Source organism: Aestuariibaculum scopimerae (assembly GCF_059428085.1).
This window is the reverse complement of the sequence record NZ_CM182089.1, coordinates 2,714,818-2,736,936: the sequence shown is the minus strand read 5'-3', so window position 1 is coordinate 2,736,936 and position 22,119 is coordinate 2,714,818. Positions and strand designations below refer to the sequence as shown.

General features: G+C 34.2%; 14 protein-coding genes. 2 read left to right on the top strand and 12 right to left on the bottom strand.

The features are described 5' to 3' along the window. Positions 1-671: 671 nt before the first annotated feature. From AC5SR4_RS11785 to AC5SR4_RS11765, 5 genes are all read right to left on the bottom strand, one after another. Positions 672-1,076: a hypothetical protein gene (locus AC5SR4_RS11785; RefSeq protein ID WP_495356444.1), complete on the bottom strand. Its 405-nt coding sequence runs from the start codon at positions 1,074-1,076 to the stop codon at positions 672-674. Positions 1,077-1,398: 322 nt separating this feature from the next. Beyond that, entirely contained in the window at positions 1,399-2,736 is a 1,338-nt protein-coding gene (locus AC5SR4_RS11780) for a TlpA family protein disulfide reductase (protein WP_495356443.1), read from the bottom strand. Positions 2,737-2,746: 10 nt separating this feature from the next. Next, positions 2,747-4,153: a RagB/SusD family nutrient uptake outer membrane protein gene (locus AC5SR4_RS11775; RefSeq protein WP_495356442.1), complete on the bottom strand. Its 1,407-nt coding sequence runs from the start codon at positions 4,151-4,153 to the stop codon at positions 2,747-2,749. Positions 4,154-4,164: 11 nt separating this feature from the next. Further along, entirely contained in the window at positions 4,165-7,467 is a 3,303-nt protein-coding gene (locus AC5SR4_RS11770; RefSeq protein ID WP_495356441.1) for a SusC/RagA family TonB-linked outer membrane protein, read from the bottom strand. A 183-nt stretch (positions 7,468-7,650) separates the two neighbouring features. Beyond that, positions 7,651-8,931, bottom strand: a complete 1,281-nt coding sequence (locus tag AC5SR4_RS11765) for a FecR family protein (RefSeq protein ID WP_495356440.1) — start codon at positions 8,929-8,931, stop codon at positions 7,651-7,653. Between the two features lie 114 nt (positions 8,932-9,045). Between AC5SR4_RS11765 and AC5SR4_RS11760 the strand changes: the two genes are divergently transcribed. Beyond that, positions 9,046-9,612 carry an RNA polymerase sigma-70 factor gene (locus tag AC5SR4_RS11760; RefSeq protein WP_495356439.1) on the top strand — a complete coding sequence of 189 codons (567 nt, stop codon included), beginning with the start codon at positions 9,046-9,048 and terminating at the stop codon, positions 9,610-9,612. Positions 9,613-9,673: 61 nt separating this feature from the next. Here AC5SR4_RS11760 and gtfA read toward each other — a convergent pair whose 3' ends face one another. The 5 genes from gtfA to AC5SR4_RS11735 form a co-directional block, all read right to left on the bottom strand. Beyond that, entirely contained in the window at positions 9,674-11,239 is a 1,566-nt protein-coding gene (gene gtfA / locus AC5SR4_RS11755) for a sucrose phosphorylase (RefSeq protein WP_495356438.1), read from the bottom strand. Positions 11,240-11,252: 13 nt separating this feature from the next. Further along, positions 11,253-12,191, bottom strand: a complete 939-nt coding sequence (locus AC5SR4_RS11750) for a carbohydrate kinase family protein (RefSeq protein ID WP_495356437.1) — start codon at positions 12,189-12,191, stop codon at positions 11,253-11,255. Positions 12,192-12,227: 36 nt separating this feature from the next. Next, positions 12,228-13,565, bottom strand: coding sequence for an MFS transporter (locus AC5SR4_RS11745; protein WP_495356436.1), 1,338 nt, complete (start codon positions 13,563-13,565; stop codon positions 12,228-12,230). Positions 13,566-13,569: 4 nt separating this feature from the next. Beyond that, positions 13,570-13,941 (bottom strand): glutaredoxin family protein, encoded by a 372-nt coding sequence (locus tag AC5SR4_RS11740; RefSeq protein ID WP_495356435.1) that lies wholly within the window; start codon positions 13,939-13,941, stop codon positions 13,570-13,572. Between the two features lie 86 nt (positions 13,942-14,027). Further along, complete coding sequence (locus AC5SR4_RS11735; protein WP_495356434.1) at positions 14,028-16,652, bottom strand: TonB-dependent receptor; 2,625 nt, start codon at positions 16,650-16,652, stop codon at positions 14,028-14,030. Positions 16,653-16,819: 167 nt separating this feature from the next. Here AC5SR4_RS11735 and AC5SR4_RS11730 point away from each other — a divergent pair, with 167 nt between their 5' ends. Beyond that, positions 16,820-17,851, top strand: a complete 1,032-nt coding sequence (locus tag AC5SR4_RS11730; protein WP_495356433.1) for a LacI family DNA-binding transcriptional regulator — start codon at positions 16,820-16,822, stop codon at positions 17,849-17,851. Positions 17,852-17,955: 104 nt separating this feature from the next. Here the strand turns inward: AC5SR4_RS11730 and AC5SR4_RS11725 are convergent, their stop codons facing one another. Continuing rightward, entirely contained in the window at positions 17,956-19,590 is a 1,635-nt protein-coding gene (locus AC5SR4_RS11725; RefSeq protein ID WP_495356432.1) for an alpha-glucosidase, read from the bottom strand. 52 nt (positions 19,591-19,642) lie between these two features. Further along, complete coding sequence (locus tag AC5SR4_RS11720) at positions 19,643-22,111, bottom strand: hypothetical protein (RefSeq protein ID WP_495356431.1); 2,469 nt, start codon at positions 22,109-22,111, stop codon at positions 19,643-19,645. Positions 22,112-22,119 lie beyond the last annotated feature (8 nt).

The following is a 22,119-nucleotide window of genomic DNA, read 5'->3' as shown; positions in this document are numbered from 1 at the left end:
TGGTGGTGGTCTGGTGGTCATATATGTTGTGTGTTGTTGAGTCGACTGTCGTTGAGTCGACTGTCGTAGAGTCGGTTGTTGTTTAGTTGTTTAGTTGTTTCTTACTGTTGTGTGCTCATTTGCTCGTTTTCAACCAAAAGGGGGTGCCTGGTCATTGGTCACCTTTCCGACAGCGGTTTTTTCGAAAAAACCACTGCCACCTTTCCTCAAGGAAAGGAATTCCCCGTCAGTCATGGTCCGTTCTGGCTCCATGTTGTTTAGCTGTGCGATCAACCTATAGCGCGGTCCTGCGTATGGTTTAATGCCCGCAACCGTGAGCCATTCATAATCCTGAATTCTGAATCCAGAGTTGCCCCTCGCAACAGTGAGCCAACTCTGAACTCTGAACTCATAACTCTGAACTTGTTAAAACTTTTAGTTTTTCACTGTTTCGTTCAAGTTGAGATTCTTCGGTCGTTGCCTCCCTACCGATGACGTATTTTGCAACGTGTTCATTTTTAACTGTTTTAAGGTTCTCGACTGCGCTCGAACTGACACTATGATTACAGTTGTTCGTCATCTCATTTTGTCTGTTTGGGTACCAAAAATTATGTCTCTGAATGACAGACTTAACACTTTTAACTTTTCACTTTTAGTTTTTAGTTTTTAGTTTTTCACTGTTCACTTTTCACTTAATGAATAAGAAACCCAATCACCATGCCCAGGGCCACGCCCCCGGCGGTAAAGCCTATGGTCTGCATGTTGTTTATCTTGTGCTCTTCCTTTAGGGCCTCTTGGGTGAGGAACAGTTGCTGCTGGGTCTCGGATAGCTTGATGTCGGTGAGCAGCATATGGCTGCGGGTCCATATCATGTTGTTGCGCACCAGGTCGAGCAGCTGCTCGGTATTGGTGCTCTTGGCCTGCAGCAGGGGCTCGAGCTGGTCCAGCATGCGCAGGTTGTAGTTAATGATGCTGTCCACCAGCTTGTTGTGCAGGGGCCGCGGTACCTGGGCGGTATCGGGCTGTTTGTTTGTGTTGGCCTGGCCGTGGCTTGGCGCCATGGCCGCCAGTAACAGGAGTGCTGTTATCTGTCTCATGTTTTTTTTAATTTTTTTGGGCATGGCCCTGCCGTTGCGGCAGGGGCGGGCCCTGTTAACATTATTTTTTGTGAGAGAGACCTGTTTTTTTAGCAATTCCTTTCTTTTCCAGATAGGCTGGCCCTAGAAAGGCAGGGTTTGGTGAAGGGTACGGTTTCCTCGGGTACCGTACAGGGGGTGGTTACATACCGCCCGGCCCGCTTTTTTTTTTGAGCTTGTTTTTCTCCAACTTGAACAAATACTTGTTAAACATTGTTTTTATTGGTTGGCGGGCTGGGGGCAGTGTGTTTTTACATATTTTGTACTTTATTGATTACCATTTTTAGTTATTGTTCTGGGGTTCTGGTTTGGGATCTCTGATTATTAAAGCCCTAGTTTTTCTATTCTCTAATCTAAGAGATAGTCCATTAGAACTTAAGCAATCTTTTAAAGCATTGAAATCTGTCAGTATTACATCTAAATTTATATCAATATTACCTACTATACCAGTTTCATCAATAACTGGAGGAATAGACTTATTATAATAACCTATGAGTATTAATAAAGTTTTAATAGGAGTATTTATTAATTGTCTACCGGAATGGTCTCCTTTAATAGCTGTAGTTCTTCCTGATGTCTTTAATTTGCTTTTTGCCTCATCTGTTGCTCTTAAAATAAAAAATGGCTTATCACAGAACTCTATGTTTGCTTCATATCCAAAATATCTATTTAAATCATTCTGCATCATTTTTTTCAACTTGTCTTTTGACAGGTTTTCTTTAGGAGCTTTAAGAGCATAACTATATAGGTTTTTACCAGTGCCAAAGTCTGGAATAAATGGCGTTGTATCAGAAACTTCTAATGTTATCTTTGGGTATAGATTGTTAAAAAATGAATCATTTTTATTGATAGAATGAGAATTCCAATTTTCTCCTTGTCCAAAATATGCAATTGCATACATTTCCCTAATTGACAACCCTGCTCCTTGAAAACACCCTTGTTCTATTTGAAAGTCTATATTGGGATTTATTGAACGTTTTCCACTTATTTTATACCTAGCAAGCACCGACCTAAATAAAAAATCATCATACTCTCCGCCATTACCATTTACAAATAAAGGAGAGGTTAAATCTACATTATATTCTAAACTAGCAGGTATAATTTTAGATGCATCATTATACCTAATTAAGTAATTTATTTGATCTTCATTAATTGAAACTGTTCTAGCTCTGACTACACCCTCTGGGTCAACTATGATAATGTGTGGAGTATAATGAATTTCAAAATTTTTAAAAATTATTGAGTCATATGCTACAGTTAAGTTTAAATCATAAAATTTTCTAAATCGCTCATAAGCTTTCTCTATATCCTCTGGTCTTTCTTTACTGGTTTTACCAATTAATACAAACTGTGCGCTATCTTTAAAATCTTGCTGTATTTTATTGATTTTAGGAAAGCTTTTTACACAAGACACGCACCCTAAAGACCAAAAGTCAAGAATTAGCCATTTTCCTCTAAAATCATTATTATCTATAACTGTTTTATTGGTGTAGTTTATATTGTTCAAAGAAAATTCTGGAATTTTTTCCCCTATTATAATACCTTCTTTTGATGAGTTTTGACCAAAAAGATTAAGTGCTAAACAACTAATTAATACTATTAAATAATTATTGATTTTCATTTTTTTAGATTTAATAGCCTATGTTTTGGGTTAAATTTGGATTAATCAGAATTTCAGATTCTGGAATTGGAAATAAAACATCAAAAGTGTCCCATGCTGGTTTTGAAATAGAAAGAATTTGAGTGGCATTGTCTGTCCTTTTTAAGTCTAACCATCGATGCCCCCACTCTGTGAAAAATTCTAATTGTCTTTCTTTCTGAATCTCATCTAGTAAATCATTTTGATTATTTGCAATAGAATCTGTTAGGCCCGCTCTATTTTTGACTAGATTTAAATCAGCAAGTGCTTCATTTATATTATTCATATTGGCCCTAGCTTCAGCTCTTATTAATACTATTTCAGCCAACCTAATAACAGTTGTATACTCCAAAGGACTTTCAGTTGTAGAAGAAGACTCTTTGTATTTGTATGGGTAGTACGAAGTGCCGGAACTACTGCTAAAAACTCCAATCCAATTGTTTTTACGCAAATCATTTGATTCAAATTCATTAACTAAACTAGGTGTAAGAGCAGCAAATGTTAAACTTGTTGCATTGGAAGAAGGAATATAAACTAAACCATCATATGTGCTTCCTACTGTTGATGCTACTTGAAAAATCGATTCTTTGCTGTTCTTTAAAAACACATCATTTATATCTTCTAAATCATATAGTGTGTTATTTATCACTATGGTCGCTTCATCTTCTGCTTGTTGCCAATTACGATTATATAAATAAACTCTTGATAATAGTGCAGATGCAGCTCCTTTGTTCACTCTAATTCTTTCATCATTATCAATAAATGAATAATCATTAGGTAATAAATCTTTAGCTGACATCAAATCGTCAATCATAAATTGGAATATTTCTGCAGTTGTATTTTTAGACGCTTTAGTATTTAACCTGTAATCTGTAGTAGTTACATAAGGTATGTCTCCAAAAAAACTTGTTAAATAAAAGTGACAGATTGTTCTTATGAATAAAGCCTCTCCTTTTAATTGAGTTTTTAATTGAGGTGTAAGGTTTTCTGAATTATCAATGCCTTCAATTACGGCATTACATTGATAAACTAAATTATAACCAGTATTCCAAAAGCTTGAAATTAATGAATTAGTTGCAACAATTGAGTTTGTATAAATTTCCTGAATTTCTTGTACACTAGACAAATACTCCAATTCATCTGCGGAAAAGCTACCCATCATTGAAACGTTAGTTCCAGCTGATGCAAAACCACTTCTAAACTGAGAATAAATAGAAGACATTGCTGCATCTGCAGTAGCATCTGAATTAAAAACTGTTTCTGTAATTAATTCTGATTTTGGTGGGTCTATTTCTATAAGGCTCTCACATGACATTAACATTAATAGTATTATAAAAATAGAGTTGTATTTGTAATTTATTTTAGATAATAATGATATCTTTTTTATGTTATTTCTCATGATATTTAATATTAAAATGTTAAATCTAAACCAAAAGAAATGGTTTTTAATGGAGGCAAAGAACCTAGAAAGCCTTCTGGGTCTAAACCATCATAATTAGTAATTGTTAAAAGGTTCTGTCCCTGAAAATATATTTTACTTTTTATTGTTTTAAACCAATTATCTGGTAATTGATAAGATAATGACACATTTTTCAATCTTATATATGAAGCATCTGTAACTCCGGCATCGCTTGATCTATATCTAGTATATGCATTTCTAGCACCCGAATTTAAAAATGTTGTAAACCTTTGTGTTTTTGCCATATCACCCACTTGTTGCCATCTATCTTTCATAATATAATAAGGTTGATTTGAATTATTTCCAGGCCATGTAGTAAATAGGCGAAAAGAACTAGGGCCAGTTTGATCTACGAACTGAAAAAATACATCTAATTTTAAACCTTTATAAGAAAAACTATTATTGAAGCCCCCATAATAGTTCTGACCTACTTCTACTATTTCTGTTTGATCAGCAGTAGTAATTGTACCATCCATATTTAAATCTTCAAAATCATAAATGCCAGTATCAGGATTGACCCCGATTAATTTATATACTTTGCTAATATTTAATGGCCTACCAACCTCATAAATGCTATTATATGGAGACCCTTCAATTCCTGGAAATGAAACTAATTTGTTTTCTGGTAGAGAAAAATTAAAATCTGTAGTCCAAGTAAAATTATCCGATTTAATATTTATTGTATGAAAATCAACTTCAAAGCCTGTATTCTGTATTGTTGCATTTAAATTTGATCTAACGCCTTCAAATCCCGTTACATTTGATAATGGGTAATTTACTAACTGATTTGAAGAACGATTTCTATAAAAATTCATATTTAGCAAAATATGATCATCTAAAAGTCCTAATTCTATTCCTAATTCAAATTTTTTGTTTTCTTCCCATGAAAAATCAGGATTAAACAATCTTACTGGATATAAACCAGGATTACCCGCGTATATGCCGCCAGATTTATATGAATCCAAAAATTCATAATTCCCTATTTGATCGTTTCCAGTTATACCATAACTTGTTCGTAATTTTCCATAACTGAAAAAGGGTTTTGCTTTTTTGATGAATTTTTCATTTGAGAAAACCCAAGCTAAACCTATTGCCCCAAAATTTGCAAATTGTTTACCTGGACCAAAGCGACTTGAACCATCTCTACGTCCTGTAATATTTACAATATATTTTTGATCAAAGTTGTAATTAAGTCTTCCAAAAATAGCATTATATCGATATTCAGAATTACTGTAACTAATTATTGAATTAGTTGAAGCAGCTGATGGGTCTTGAATTAAATCATCTGAAGCAAAGCCAGCAGCAGTAATAACTTTCTGTTCACGTTTTTCTACTTGTAGAGCTCCCCCAATTAATGCAGAAATAGTACTCTTACCAAAATCAAATTTCCAGTTTAATTGAGGTTCTATAGTCCATGATTGACTGTCGGCATTATTAAAACTTGATTCAGCTCCCTCTTGTGGAGTTATACCAAGTGCTGGATCATAATATGTTGATGGCGTTAGGTATGCATCCTTTACTCTTATGTCATTAAATCCTAAAGATGTTTTTAATTCTAAGTTTTTAACTATTTGATAACCTATTACTGCGTTAGTAATTAAATTATTTGAATGAGCTTCAAAACCTTTCTGTAGATTTTGAAGAGGGTTTTGCCAAGTAGAGTTTTCCCAATTCAAATTACCCTGATCATCATACAAAGCCGGAGAGGTTGGGGACAACGTTAAAGCTGATCTTGTAAGATCTTGACCAATTAAGTTATTTTCATCAAAAACATAATTAATAGAGAAGTTTAAGCTTAATTTTTTATTCAAAGCAGTGTGATTAATTGACAATAAACCTGATCCTTTGGTATACATTTTATCTCCAGGAAAAACATTTCCCCTTGATTGAAAACCACCACTAAATAAATATTTGAAGTCATTGTTACCACCAGATATAGAGCTTTGAATATTAAATATTTCTGCATTGTTTCCTAATAACTCTTCTTGCCAATCAGTGTACCTTGTAGTATCCCAAGTTGCGATATCATAAAATAATCTAGGTATCCTATCTACAAAGGCCTCAGCCCCATCGTTAGCCACTGCTTCATTTCTCATTTCTAAATATTGTTCTGTATTTAGCAAGTCCATTTTATTAGATAAAGAACTTATCCCTGAGTATAAGCTTAAATTAAAAGATGTTTTTCCTTCTCTCCCTTTTTTTGTTGTTATCAATACTACTCCATTAGCGCCTCTAGAGCCATAGATTGCAGTAGCATCAGCATCTATTAGAACTTCGATACTTTCAATATCTTTTGGGTTTATACTATTTAATGGACTTGCGCCCAAACCAGATAAGATTGATAAGGATGTAGTTGGAGATGATAGTGCTTCTGAAGAAAAAGGCACTCCATCTATTACATATAAAGGGTTATTACTACTATCAATACTATTTCTGCCTCTAATCTTCAAATCAAATGCTCCACCTGGGAGTCCATTTTGTTGTTCAACAAACACTCCCGGTATTCTACCTTGTAATGCTTCAAGAGGATTTGAAATAGGTTGCTTCTCTATATCTTTAGAATCTACTTTACCTATATTTCCAGTTGCTATACGTTTGTATGTTTTATAATACCCCGCATTTAAAACAACCACCCCCAACTCACTAATTTCTTCCCTAAGCGTTATGTTAATACTTTTTTGAGCGCCCACCGTAATTTCCTGTGTTGCAAACCCCAGTGCCGAGAACACCAAAACATTCTCAGGGTTGGGTACGGTAATGGTGTAATAACCCTCTATATTGGTAGCTGTGCCCTTGGTGGTGCCTTTAATAAGTACGGTGGCGCCGGGTATGCCCAGGCCCTGGGCGTCGGTTACCGTACCTGTTACCTGTATTTGCTGTATGGTATTGGCCGGTTTAATAAGTATGGTGTTGTTTTGGGTAAGCACTACATTAAAGTTACCGTGGGCCATAATTTGCTGTAACAGCTTACTGGCGCTTACTTTGCCCTTTTTTAGTGCTATTTTTGGAAGGTTTTTAAAAAGGGCCTCGTGGTATATAAACCTGTAATTGGTTTGGGTGTCTATGAGATCGAAAACCTCATCGGCGGTTACGGTTATATCTTCTTTTATTACAATTTTTGCATTTTGAGACAATACACTATCTGGAGTGATACTGAACACGGTGGCACAAAACAAGAAGATAAATGTTCGCATGATGAGCATTAAGAGTCCTTTTCCTTTTTGGAAAAGCACATTAGTTAATATTATTTCCATAAATTTGTGTGTTATTAGTTAGTTATTTTTTCCTGCCTACTGGCAGGCTGGTAATTAATTAATACGTCTTTAAAGGGGGAAAGTAGTTGGGTACTGTCGCGGTATAAACTAATATCCTCCTTTTCTTTTTTTGTTGTGTTTAGGCTGGTTTACGTCATATGCTTATGTGTTTTGGTTGTTAGTTTATTTTATGGTTACTGTTTTATTATTTATTTGATAGGTTTTTATGATTTTGGTGCTTTGAATGGCCGATAGGATGTCTTCTATATCTTGAAACCTATCGAGTGTTCCCATAAAGCGCTCGTTTTCTAATGCTTTGTTTTCAAAAACCACGTCTATATCGTACCAGCGCGATAAAACGGTCATGATCTCTTTTAAGGGTTTGTGCCTAAAGCTAAATACGCCTTCTTTCCAAGCAATTTCGCGGTATATGTCTACGTTTTTGGCTAGGGCTATTTGGCCGGTTTTTAGGTTTAGGGTGGATTGTTGGTTAGGTTTTAAGATTTGAGTATTGGGTATTGCGTATTGAGACTTCTCAACTGTACTTGGGGTGACAGATACTTTTCCTTCTACTAGGGTGGTGTATATATTGGTTTCGTCTTTGTAAGCTTTGATGTTGAACTCGGTGCCTAGGACTTCGACGATTTGGTTGAAATCGTCTGTTTCAGGATGAGATTGCTTCCCTCCGACTATAGTCGGAACTTCTCGCAATGACGCTATGTTGGGGGATAGGACTCTAAAAGGACTGCTGTCGGGCTGCAAAGTTGCAAACTTCGCAGAGCTAGTGACGTCAAAATAGGCTTCGCCGTAAACGAGGGTGACTTCGCGGGGTTGGCCTTTTATAAAGTTAACGGGGTATTGTATTTGGGTTTCGGAGTTTAGCCATACTTGGGTGCCATCGGCCAATGCTAATTGGTATTGGCCGCCTCTGGGGACAGTCAAGGTGTTGACTGCTCGCTCTACGCTATAGGCTTTAGGCGGTACGCTACTTTCGGCCGAACTGTAAACGATTTGCTCGCCATTGCTATTGGCGTATGTTGTTTGGTATGAGGTACCTTTTTCCAAAGGTACTGTGGTACCGTCCTCTAGGGTTAGGGTAGCTTGGTTGGTGCCAGGTGTTATTTGGTTGTTAACTATAATGGGTTGCTGGGTGGTGGTGGGCAATTGTTGGATTAATAAATACCCTATTGCCAGAAAGCCAACTAGTACGGCAGCGGCCATATATTGTAAACGGCGTTTTTTACGACGGGTTTTTAATAGTATTTGTTGTTTTATAATTTTTAGGGAGGCATCGCGGTTAAATGGCGTGCTTATATTTATAAGGTAATGGGTTTTTATAAATGTGTTTAGGTAGGCTTTATGCCCGGGGTCTTGCAACCAGGTTTCTAACCATGCTGCTTCTTTATTGGAGAGGGTGTTTCCAATAAATTTCATGATTAAAGCGTCTATTTGTTTTTGGTCCATAATAATGCCTTTATTACTATGTCTTTTTAATTGCTAAAAACCCTCCAATTTTTTTTAATTTTTTTTTAATTAGCATAATTGGCTTATGTTTACATAAATATATTAATAATTTAAATGGATACGAAAGACACAGATTTTGGTCTTGTGGTGAGATCGTTAATCCAAGGTGACTTAAAGGCTTTTGAGCATATTTATAACCACTTTTATAACGACCTGTGTTGTTATGGGCTTAGATATACGCCAGACCGAAGCTTGATTGAGGATGTGGTACAGGAAGCTTTTATTGATTTATGGACGCACAGGAAACGGATTGATATTAAGGCTTCGCTTAAAAGCTATTTGTACCGTATTGTGCACAATAAGCTTATGGATGCTTTTAAGCGCAATGCCCGCAAGGAGGCGCTTTATGCTTCGTTTTATGAGTCGCCGTTAAATGATTTTGTTTCTACCCTAGAGGATGATGCCTCGTATAAAAACGACCTTTTAAAGAAACTGCACGCTTGTATGGACAAACTCCCTAAACGCTGTAAGGACGTGTTTATGGAGACGAAACTATCGGGCTTAAAGTACAAGCAAATTTCTGATAACATGCGTATTTCTATTAAAACGGTTGAAGGCCACGTAAGACGCGCCTACGCTTTTTTAAAGGACTGTATGAAGGATTTGCAGGTAGAGGCTTAGGCTTAAGGGGTGTTTTAGTTTTGATATAATAGATGGTGTTATAATTATTTTGGTAAACCTATTAATTATAATTTATGATCTTATTTTCCCCCTGTTGGGTATAATTTATGATAAAATGAAAAGTTTCGAGATTTGCCTTTAAATGGGCCCTTTCATTTTTGTTTTCCCATAAAATATCAATCTTTTTTGGATCGCTGTCGTTTATCTTAATACTGCCGGAAAAGGCCATTGAGGTATTTCTTAATTTGAGTAGCTCTAGTTGATTTAATACAACTGCTTTTTTCAATCCTAATTCAATAGCGTCCATTGATAGTGTTGTTCTATTAATTTCTTTATGACCTCCACTACCCGCACTATCAGCAGCTTTATAATCATTTTTACCTGCAAACAAATCTAAATACCAAATTTGTGGAATTCCTGGCATAAACATTTGAATAGCTCGGGCTAACAATAATTTCTTGTCATTCTCGCCCAAAGCACTATAAAAGGTAGCATTTACTTGATAATAAGAAATCTTTTTACCTTCGGCATTATATAAGTTTTTTACGCGTCCGCCACGTTCTAAAATGATATTCATAATATCTTCAATCTCATTATCATCCAACAATCCTTTATGAAATACACCATCAATTTCTTTTCCTTTTAAATCTAAAACTGGAATACCATCATGACAGCCTAACATATTTACTGTTTTATAGCCTTTGTTAATAATTTCATTAACCCATGCCATTAAGGCTTGATTATTCCCTGTTTCAAGCGTATGGATCATTAACCCTGGTAGAAAAAAATCGTAAATTTGATACCCTTGTTTAGCTACCTCATCATGAAGATTAAGTCCATACTCGGCATGTATTTCTGGTAACAACTGTAAATTATTTTTATCTGCAATTTTTTTAATCTTTTCTAAATAGTTCCACGTTCCTGGCTTATTAAAAAAATTTGATTCGCCCACCTCTTTGTGCAAATAAGCGAAAGCATCTAACCTTAATATCTTACAGCCATAACCTTTTAGCTTAGCTAAGGTTTCTTCATAAAACTCCCATACTAGTTTAGATTTTGCATTTACATCCATTTGCCCTAAAAAGCTATGATCGTCATTTACTTTTTGATAAAATGTATTCCAATAAGGTCTTTTTGTTCCGTCGGGAAATGGCACCTTTAAAATTGGTAATCCTGATTTTCTCATAAACAATTTATCAAGCAACTCAGTTTTAGGAATTATAATGCCTTCAGCATTTAGTGCTCCGTGTCCTTGCCAAAAAGCATTCCAATCAATAAAAAAATCTTTATACTTTGAACGGTCTCCGTTTTTAAGCAAATCTTTAAACTGTGGTGACGCAACTGATAAATGATTTAGAACAATATCGAATTTTAATTGAATGTTTAATTGCTCTAATTCTTTTAAATCTGATTTTGAGACTAATTCGGTATTTAAATTATAATCTATTATTGAAAACCCTCTATCTAAATCACTATTAAAAAAAGTTGGAAGCACATAGAATAAAGAAAAAACATCTCTAAACTCAGGCCTTTTTAACATGGTAATAAGATCACTTAAATTATTTCCAATACTATCTGGATAAGCATTAAGCATTACGCCATTTAATGTTTTATTATTAGCCAACATTATTTTATATTTTTTAAAGTAATTTTGAAAGTATGTTAATATTATCTGGCAGTCTACCAACATTTTGAAGTTTTAATGCTGCCAATTGCAATGCTACTTCTAAACATTTTTTAGTAGATTTTTGCTTTACATAAGCAAATAAAAACCCCGACCAAAACGCATCTCCCGCTCCAGTAGAATCAATTACCTGTTCTACTTTTACTGCTGGAAGACTAATAGTTTTTGCCTTTTTTTGAGACAACTTAACGCCTTTACTACCAAGCGTTAAACAAACGACATCTACTCCTATTTCGTGAAAAAAGTTAAAAATATCTTCATGCTTCATTTCCTTTTCGAAAAATCGAAACATATCATCCTCACTAACTTTAACAAGTGGATTGAAGCTACAATAAGTTTTTATTACTTGTAAAGCTTCTTCCCTGCTACTCCATAGTTTTTCTGAGTAATTAACATCAATACTAAGAGTACAACCTAAAGCACTCGCTTCCTTAGCTTTGTTTATAATAGTTGCTTGTGCAGGTTTTTTGCTTAAAGCAAAACAGGTTGTATGAAACACCTTGGTATTCATAAGCAATGTTTTGGGAATTTGACTTTCCAATATATACTTATCTGCCTCTCTAAAAGATATAAAATCGGGTGTTCCTTCAGATCTTGACACAAAAATAACACTGGTTGTTTCTTTGTCTCGTTTTTGAATATAATTGGTGTCTACTCCAACCTCTGACAACCTTTTTAAAATATATTCACCAAAACCATCTTTACCAATGGTTGCTACCAACACCGAATGCAAACCTAAACGTGCCATGTTCATAGCCACATTTGTTGGTGAACCTCCCAAATATCTATGATAATCTCTTGTTTCGTCTATAAGCACACCTTTTTGATGACCTATAAAATCTACAAGAACTTCACCTATACAAAGTATATCTATATGTCTGCTATTTTTTTCCAAACCTATATTACTTAATTAATTTTACTGATCTCTACTCTATATAACCACTTCTATATCCTCACGCTCTGCCTGTTTCGGTTCTTTTAATCGTAAAGCCAGAATTCCAGCTATAACAAAAAACACACCTCCCCATATTATAGCATTTACTGCACTATTGTTTAATAAGTTTTTAACTATAGGCCCAAAAGTTAATGTTTGGATTCCCATTGGAATTACAATCATCATGTTTAGAATTCCCATATACACGCCCCTTCTTTCTTGAGGTACCACTTTGGAAACCATGGAATAAGGTATACCCATCATAGCCGCCCAACCTATCCCAAATAAAATCATAGGTAAAACAGCTATTAAAGGGTCTTGAATATATGGAATACTTAGCATGGCCATACCGGTAAAAAAAAGACTCAATACATATACTTTTTTACTTCCAAATTTTACCGCTAATGGCACTAATACTAAAGCAAAAACAATGGTAGAAACGTTGTACGTCGTATTCATTTTGGCTGCCTGACTTAACGCCATAGATTTATTGAACCCCAGTGTTTCTTCAAACAAAGGCGCTATAAATTGCCAATAAACAAATAAGGCATACCACTGAAATAAATATACTCCAGAAAGTTTCCACATTAAATTTGGCATGTCCTTTATTGCCTCCATAATTTCTAAGAAAGGCATTTTAATACGGTCTAGCAATGACATAGCATTATGCCTTTTAATAGCTTTCAACTCTTCTTCGGATGGAGGAATTTCGGGCGTTTTTAAAACCGACCAAAGTATTGTTGATATAGACAATACAGCACCAATAAAAAATGAATAATACAACCATTTAGGAATTCTATCTGCTGCCTCTGTCACTGTTTCTGCTCCACCAAACCAATCTTGAAACAGAAATATTGAAGCATTAGCCAATACAATACCTGCCCCTACAAATAAGCTTTGCATTTGGTAACCAAAACTCAACTGGCTATTGGGTAATTTATCTCCTACAAAGGCTCGATAAGGCTCCATGGCCATATTATTACCAACATCTAAAATCCATAATAACCCTACTGCAAACCATAGAGCTGGGCTAAAAGGAAACAAAAACAAACATATACTACCTAATAGTGCCCCTATTAAAAAGAAGGGTTTACGTCTACCCCAACGTGGAGACCAAGTTTTATCTGAAATGGCGCCTATTATAGGCTGAATAATTAACCCTGTTACCGGGCCTGCTAAATTTAGTAAAGGTAACTGGTCATGTTCGGCTCCTAAAAAAGAAAATATAGGATTAACTGCTGTTTGTTGCAAACCAAAACTATATTGAATTCCAAGAAACCCTACATTCATATTGAAAATTTGCCAAAAAGATAATTTTACCTTAGATAATTTCATGATTCTATTTCTTTGAAATTAATTTATTTAAAAAGCCTTGAAAATTATCGACATCATTCATTATTAAAATTCCATTTACTTCTACAATGGGTAATGATATATTATCTAAGGATATTCCTGATTTTTGAAGCTTTAATATCATTTCTTTTTGTTTACCCATATTTACATCTACATCATAATACACAAAAGCCTTTTTATTTTCTTTTAAAAATGATTTGGTTTCAAGGCAATAATGACATGTATCGCTCCCATAGACAATCATTTTTTTAATTTCTTTTTTAATAATTGGCAACTCACTTTGGGACTGCTTTATTTGGGAAAAACAAACATTAGTTATGATAAAGGCAAATGCCAACATTAGTATAAAATTTCTCATGTTTTATTTTTTAAAAAAAGGGCTGAGACTTTTAGTTAAAATCAGCCCTTTAAAATCAACCTCAAATTAAGCAATTAACTAAACTCTTAAAACTTGTACTGTAATGAAACTGTTGATGAACGACCACTAATAGACCTTGCTCTAACAAGTCGATCACTTCCAAAGGCACCATCGCCATTACCTTCAACTTCTGTAATGCCTATAGTATCAAAAATATTATTTAAACTTAAGACTAAAGAAAGTCCTTTAGTTAAACCAGCTCTACCAATAAAATTAAAATATGCGTATGCTGGCATTACTAAATCATTATCATCTTGTGCGTATGATTTAGACGTTCCTAAAACACTTAATGCTAAACTATGCTGACGGTTTTCACCAAAATTAAATGAAGGTGATAAATTATATACTAAATCAGCTTGTCTTCTTGGTGTATTTCCTTTATTATCACCACCATCAATTTCAGCTTTAGTCCAGGTAAACGAACCATTAAAAGTGATGTGTTCTCCAAAGGTCAAGGCTGTTTCTGCTTCTAACCCTAATGCTTTAAAAGGATTACCTACTTCTCTATTCAATTCATTACTTAACCCTTCATCGGTGTTACTCATAAAACCTGTTAAATTCAACACACCGATATTAAATCTTTTTTTGTAACCCACCTCAATTTGGGAAACTTCATCATATTGCACATCTGCCTTACCATCTAATCCATAATTATTCCTATCTGGAGCTCTACCTGATGCACCTAAACTATAGCGTGCAAAAACTGCAGACACATCATTTAGCTTATAATTTAGTCCTGCGGAATAGGATACAAAATTGTATTTATCGTTTACAATTTGACCTGCATTTCCTGTTATAATTGGAACGCTTTCCTCTATACCTTCTATAATTCCATTACCATCATAATCAAAATTACCCTGGCTTGTTGGACCAGCTTGAATATTTCCATTTACACGAACATTTTCAAAACGTACACTACCATCAAAATTTAATTTTTCAGTAATATCTGCATCTACCCCTACATATGGAGCGTTTACATTATGTACTGTATTGTATTTGCGTTGACAACAATTACCCCATACAGGTGTTCCGTATGAATATTGACCGTTTCTTGAAAATCCATCAAAATCTGCTAACCGGGCTTCTCCACCTCCTTTTACTTCAGATAAAAATGAACTCCACTGCCATCCAATTTTAGTGTTTTGGGTAGCCGTAAAGAGTCCGGCAGTAAAACCTACATTATCAGTAATTTTTTTACTTACTTTAATATCACCAAAAAAGTTACTTAAATCTTCTATAGAAACATCGAACATATGAACTATTTGTGCCAACCCGTTAGAAGGTGCAAAAGGCGCTCTATCTCCATCTGTATATACTAAAGCTCCTGTAGCATTTGATGCGTTTCTTGCTGTTGTTTCAATTTCAGAAATGGTTCCAACCGCTGCAGTGAACGGGGCTACCCATTCTCCACTATTATTAGAATACCTACCTTTACCTGATATTTTCCAGTCTTTTGGCAAACTAAACGAAAACTCAGCCCCAATTGACTTAGACTTTGGGTTATTACCATTTCTCACGTCGTTTACATGTCTTTCTCCTGTAAATGGCGATGTACCAGCACTTTGTTGTAAATAAGCAGATTGCACAGCATCATTAGTAATATCAAAACCAGGCAAGTTAGCAAAAGTAGGATTTGAATTGCCTCCTTTCAATAACATAGGCATTGGTAAATACATCACCGATTTATCATTTAAAAATTTTCCATAAACACGCACATAGCCAGCATTAAATCTTTTTGTAAGATTAACTTTAAACTGTCCTCCTTTATTACCTTGATACCCTATTTCTCTAGGTCCTTCTCCTGTTCTCATAAATCCTCCTATATGGTAAGACAAACCATTACCTAATGGCGTTCCATAATCAAAATCCAATCGACTTGTTTGATAGTCTAAACCAAAGGTTGTTCCTATAGAACCTCCTTCATTAGAACCGGTTTTACTAATCATATTAATAATACCCGCCGGACCATTAGACGTTTGTGTAGATGCAGAACCTCCTCTTATAGCCTCAACTCTTCCTATATTTGAATCTATCCTTAAAAAATTGTCGGCATTTCCAAACGATGTATCTCCAAATAAATTTAATGGCAAACCATCTTCTTGAATTTGAAAATACCTAGATCCCCCAGAAGAAATAGGAACACCACGCACATTAAAGTTTGCATTTCCTTCTCCACCTGAAGACTCTGCACGAATACCCGGGATATTTCTAAAAAGTTCTCCTGAACTTCTTGGTGCTGCTTGTTCGATAAGTTTCGCATCCATCGTAGAAACAGATACACTGGATTCAATTTTAGACTTTGGGTTTACAACACCTGTTACTACCACTTGCTCTAAAGATTGTGCATCTTCATGCATAATGATATCTATTGTTAAATTGGTTCCCTGAACAACAACACTTTGCGAGAATTTTGAATATCCTAAAAAAGTAGCTATTAAAGTATAAGTTCCATTTTCTACACTGTCAATAGCATAGTTACCATCAAAATCTGTAACAGACCCTTTAGTAGTTCCGTCCAGAATGACATTAACACCTGGTAAAGGTATTCCTGCCTCGTCTTTTACATTTCCTGAAATTGATTGTGCCATTATAGTTTTAACCGATAAGAGCAGTAGAATCATTAAAATGCCATTTGATTTAATAAATTTCATCTTTTGTTAATTTAGTTGTTTAATAAAAATCCATTAATAATTTTATCAAATCTATATTTATTAGTATAAGATATTAAACATTTATTAATCGAAAACGTTTTCGATTTAACCGAAAACGTTTTCGATTAATATTTTTGTATTTTTAAAACAGCATTTAAACCTGTAACATGAAACCTGTAACCCTAAAACAAATAGCAGAAGAGTTAAATATATCTGTAACAACCGTTTCAAAAGCTTTAAAAGACTATCCCGATGTTAGTAAAAAAACGAAAGGATTAGTTAAAGAACTCGCCAAAACACTTAATTATAAACCCAATACGTTTGCTGTTAATTTAAGAACAAAAGAATCTAAAACTATTGGATTAATTATTCCCGTAATTGTACATCATTTTTTTTCTAACGTTATTAAAGGTATCGTTTCTCAAGCCGAAAAAAAAGGCTACCTAGTAATTATCTTACAATCTAATGAATCTTATGAACTTGAAAAAAAGCAAATCGATTTACTTTTAAGTCAGCGAGTTGATGGAATCTTAATTTCACTTGCCAATGGCACCGCTAATTTTAATCATATCAATCACGTAATTGCACAAGAAAAACCTTTAGTGATGTTTGATAAAATTGCTAAAATTGTTAACTGTTCCAAAGTTATTATAGATGATAGAAAAGCTGCTTATAATGCCACTCAGCATTTAATAAACATTGGGTGTAAACGCATAGCTCATTTTAGAGGAGCACTTTTACCGCAAAACTCAATTGATCGCTTTCTAGGATATAAAAAAGCCCTTTTGGATAATGGACTGCCATACGACCCTTCATTAGTCTATATATGTGAATGCGGAGAAATGAGTTTTGAAGAAGGCAAAAAGAATGCGAAACAATTATTAATTGATCATAAAGATGTAGATGGTATATTTATAAATACAGATTTAGTTGCTATTGGAGCTATGACTGAATTTAACTCACAGGGCGTTAAAATTCCTGATGATATTAATATTGTTGGTTTTAGCAATTGGTTTATGTCTTCTGTTATATCACCAAGTCTAACCACAATTAATCAACCTGGTTATAAAATGGGAAAAACAGCGTTTAAGCAATTATACAAAGAGATCAAGGCTACTAAAAACAAAAAAACAATTACCCCTAAAACTATAACCTTAGAAACCGAATTAATAAAAAGAGATTCTACTAAACACAATTAACTACTTATATAAATACTTCCTAGATAGGATTGCAAACAGAATAAATATTGAACCTTTTACGGTAGGATTAGAGACCATTAATGTTTTATAAAACTTTTGTGATATTAATCAACACCCCTAATAATTAAAAATTTATTAGGACTCAATTTTAATTTTCCCATTAAAACTTTTTCTTTTCCGTTTAAAATTATGTCATGTGATGAATTGCTGAAATTAAAGTAGCAAGTAATAAACTCCCCTTTATATGTTCTTGAAAATGAAATTAAATCTTCTGAAAAATTTAAATCAGTATATGTTCCATATTGCAAAACTGGCTCCGAATTTCTAAAAGCGATGAGTTTTCTGTATGTATTTAACAACGAATTTTTATCTTTCTCTAAGGTTGCTACATTTAAATATGAGTAATTTTTATTAACCTTAATCCAAGGAGTTATATTTGAAAACCCTGCAAATTGAGTATCATCCCATTGCATCGGGCTTCTAGATTTGTCACGGTTATACTTATTTCCATTTTTAAGTGCTTCTTTTTTAGATTTATCGCTTTTTAAAGCCAAATTATAATGTGTGCGCCCTTGAACATCTTTTATTTCATCTAAAGAATTGGCTTCAATGTTTTCCATCCCAATTTCTTCTCCATAATATATAAAAGGGATTCCTTTTGCTGTTAGCATTAAAGCTGCTAAGGCTTCAGCTCTTTCAGGATTATTTTTTGCTAAACGACTTACTAGGCGGGGCATATCATGGCTTCCAAAAAACAAGGTTGGATAATTGCTCATATTGTGCTCCATGCTTTGCAACTCATCAAACAGTCGTTGTGCTGAAAATTCTTTTATACTTCCAAAATTAAAATTGAATACTACATCCAGTAATTCTGTGTCCTGGTATTGCTTTAATACTTCTATTTTATCACTTCCTATTTCTCCAACTATAAAACGGTTATCAAATTCATTAACAGTTTTTCTAATAGTTTTCATGGCTTCCTTAACACCTTTTTGGTTAATATCATTCAGGTGTTTTTGATCTCCGTTTTCATCAATTGGATTATCAAGAGTGATACCGTTAGTAGTCAAAAAATTGATAACATCCAGTCGGAATCCATCAACACCCAAATTCAACCAAAACCTTAAAACGTCTTTAATCTCATCAACTACCTTTGGATTTTGCCAATTAAGATCGGCCATTTTTACATCAAACTTATGGTAATAATATTGACTGGTTATGCTATTAAACTCCCAAGCAGAACCTCCAAAAAAAGATTCCCAGTTGTTGGGTTTGTCTTTCCATATATAATAATCTCTATAAGGATTGTCTTTGGATTTTTTGGCCTCTTGAAACCATATCGATTCTGTGGATGTATGGTTTACTACCAAATCCATAATTATTTTTATGTTTCTTTTATGTGCTTCATTCAAAAAAACTTTAAAATCTTCCAAAGTTCCATACGTGGAATCAATTTTATAATAATCTGAAACATCATATCCATTATCTACTTTTGGCGATTGTAAAAAGGGTGTTAACCAAATACCTTTTACTCCTAAGTTTTGAATATAACCCAGCTTTGAGGTTAGCCCTTTAAAATCACTGTAACCATCTCCATTGCTGTCTTTGTAACTGGGCATATATACTTCATAGAATACCGTTTCTTTCCACCAAGTCCCTTCTTTTTTGTTCTTTTTAGTTTTACAAGAAACCATGCAACAAACAATAAAAATTAATACTACTGGTTTTATGAGTTTCATTTTTTAGATTATTTTGAACTTCAATCAAGACTACAGCAACAAAAACAGTCTTCTATTTTTTGAAGTCAGGATTCATTTCTGGAGTGCGAAGTCCTGCAACTTCATTTGCTATAAGTATAAACACATTCCAACACAAGCCTCTGGTTGATTCCCACCAAGTATCTGTTGTTGTCCATTTTGTTGGAATAAACTCTTTACTGTAGGACCATTTTGGGTTGAGATTAATTTCTGCCCATGCCCTATTCTCCATGAGTGCTTTTGCTTTTTTCCATCCATGCCGAAGCCCAACCACATACCCACAGTATTCTGGTCGCATCCAACTACCCCCATTGTAATAAAACCCATCTCTTGCTCCATCTTTATAGTTGGCTTCTCCAAACTCTCGGAAAGGCTGATAATCTGGGGTTAAGTATGAATATCCCTTTTCGTTATCAGTTAATCGAACACAAACAGGAGCGGTTGTACCATACTCTGGGTGTGGTGAATTTGGAACTTTATTTAGTATTGGTATTTGCTCTAGATGATTAACCACCATTTCATCGGTTAGCATCGGTTTATTGAATAACCATAAAGAGAAAAATTCTGGTTCTAAATCGGTCATTGTAATCACATCTGGAAAATCCCTGTCAAACAACAAATGCTTTCTTTCTACATCATAAAAGTTAAGATAGGCAGTTTCGGCTTTTTCAATATATGCATCTGATATCGCATACCCCAATTCCTTAATGGTTTTTAGTGCAATAGCAAACATGCCTTGATTTACAGCCAGTTTATCAGTTTTGGGTTCATATTTATTTATATCAACTTGGCTTAGTGTAAAATGCGATTCACATATACCATTTCTATCCTCATCAAATTCATTTAAAACATAATTTACGGCTTTATCAATTTTATCTTTAGGCAATGTAACACCATAGCGTCTTTTATTCAGCATAGCCCATATTAAAAAATGGATAGTAGCCTCATTATCCTTACATTCTATAGTTCCCATATAAGGTGTTATAATAGTTGCTACAGCTCCATTAGCATTTTGGGTTTTAGCCCATTGCTTCCATATTTTTAAATTTAATGCTTCATTATAACTAGAAATTACGGAAAAAAATGAGTCCCTATTATACATATCAGGCGCATAATTCATGTTGGGAACATTTAAAGGTGTAAAATCATTAACAGAAGTTATCCATGTTAGCATGTTGAAGTTTGCATATAGCATTTTTTCTATCAAAGACCCTTTAAATCCTTTTCCTTCGGCAAAACGTGATTGAGAAGACACCACAAAATCATGATGATTGGTCCAAGGCTCCACAAATATATAGCTTGTTTTGGTGTCCTTTTTACCCATATCCATTCTATTGTAAGGCTGTTTTAGAGGTTGGTTTTCTGCAATTTTTAAATCTTTAATTTGTATGGTAGCTGCTTGTCCTGACTGTGTTCCAATAAACATAGAAACACTGTCATTTTCTATATAAGGCACTAAAATGCTTCCTTTAAAAAGTGTCCACTCATTTTCTTTTATGGGAAATTGGTCAATATATTTAATGCCATGCTCCAACTCAATGGTTTTTTTTCCGTTTTTAATTCTGAAAAGCTTAAGAGCTATGGGCGAATTCCCTTTGGAAAGAAACGAGATGGTATATGTCTTTTGGTCTTTAAAAGGTGTTATTATTTCAAATCCTGCACGGCTTGATGGTTTACAATTAAGTGAAATTAGTCCAGGTTGTTTTTTAATTTTAACAGCTCCAACTTTTTGAAAGTCATGACTAATTTTTAATACTAATTCTTTTCCGGCATCAAGGTTATGCATTTCTCCAAATCTTTGTTGGATATACTGTTGTCCTTTTGCTCTTTCTTTTAAAGAAGGAACTGAAACCAATTCAGGATCAGGCAATTGTCTCATGCCCACAAAACCACCACCATGTCCGTTGAACCTGCGGCGTGTTGAACGCGTATAATGATTTTTATAGCCAGCATCCATTAAAAAACCAACCAATTGATTGTTTGGAGTCACAAAACCAGCAGATGGAAACATTTCATGAGCAAAACCTCCTGGAAAATTATCATGCTCAAAAGTGACATATTTGGAAGGTGTTTCTGAAGGCTTAAAATTTTCTTCAATAGTATAATATAATGACGGCATACCTGATTGAAATAAATCAATACTCTTTTTAACCACATTGGCGTTTACAACTTCATAGGTTACGGTAATTGATAAATTCAAATCAAAATCCGATAAATAAGTCTCTTTTGATAGCTTTACAATGGTTTCATCTCCTGTCCATTCTGAACCTTTCCAATCATTAATTTCGGTTGTTTCACTTACATCTAAATTGGCAACTTTAAGTTTAAATTCTTCCGTATTATGAATTAATAATTGTGTTCCATAATAAATATCTACATAAAAACCTGCTTCTGCAGTTCCAACTACTTTAAGATTGATGTTTTGACCCCATGCACTAATTCCAATGCAACAGAACAATTGAATTAAAAGTATTGTTCTAATTTTTTTATATAATTCAGCCATTTTTTAAT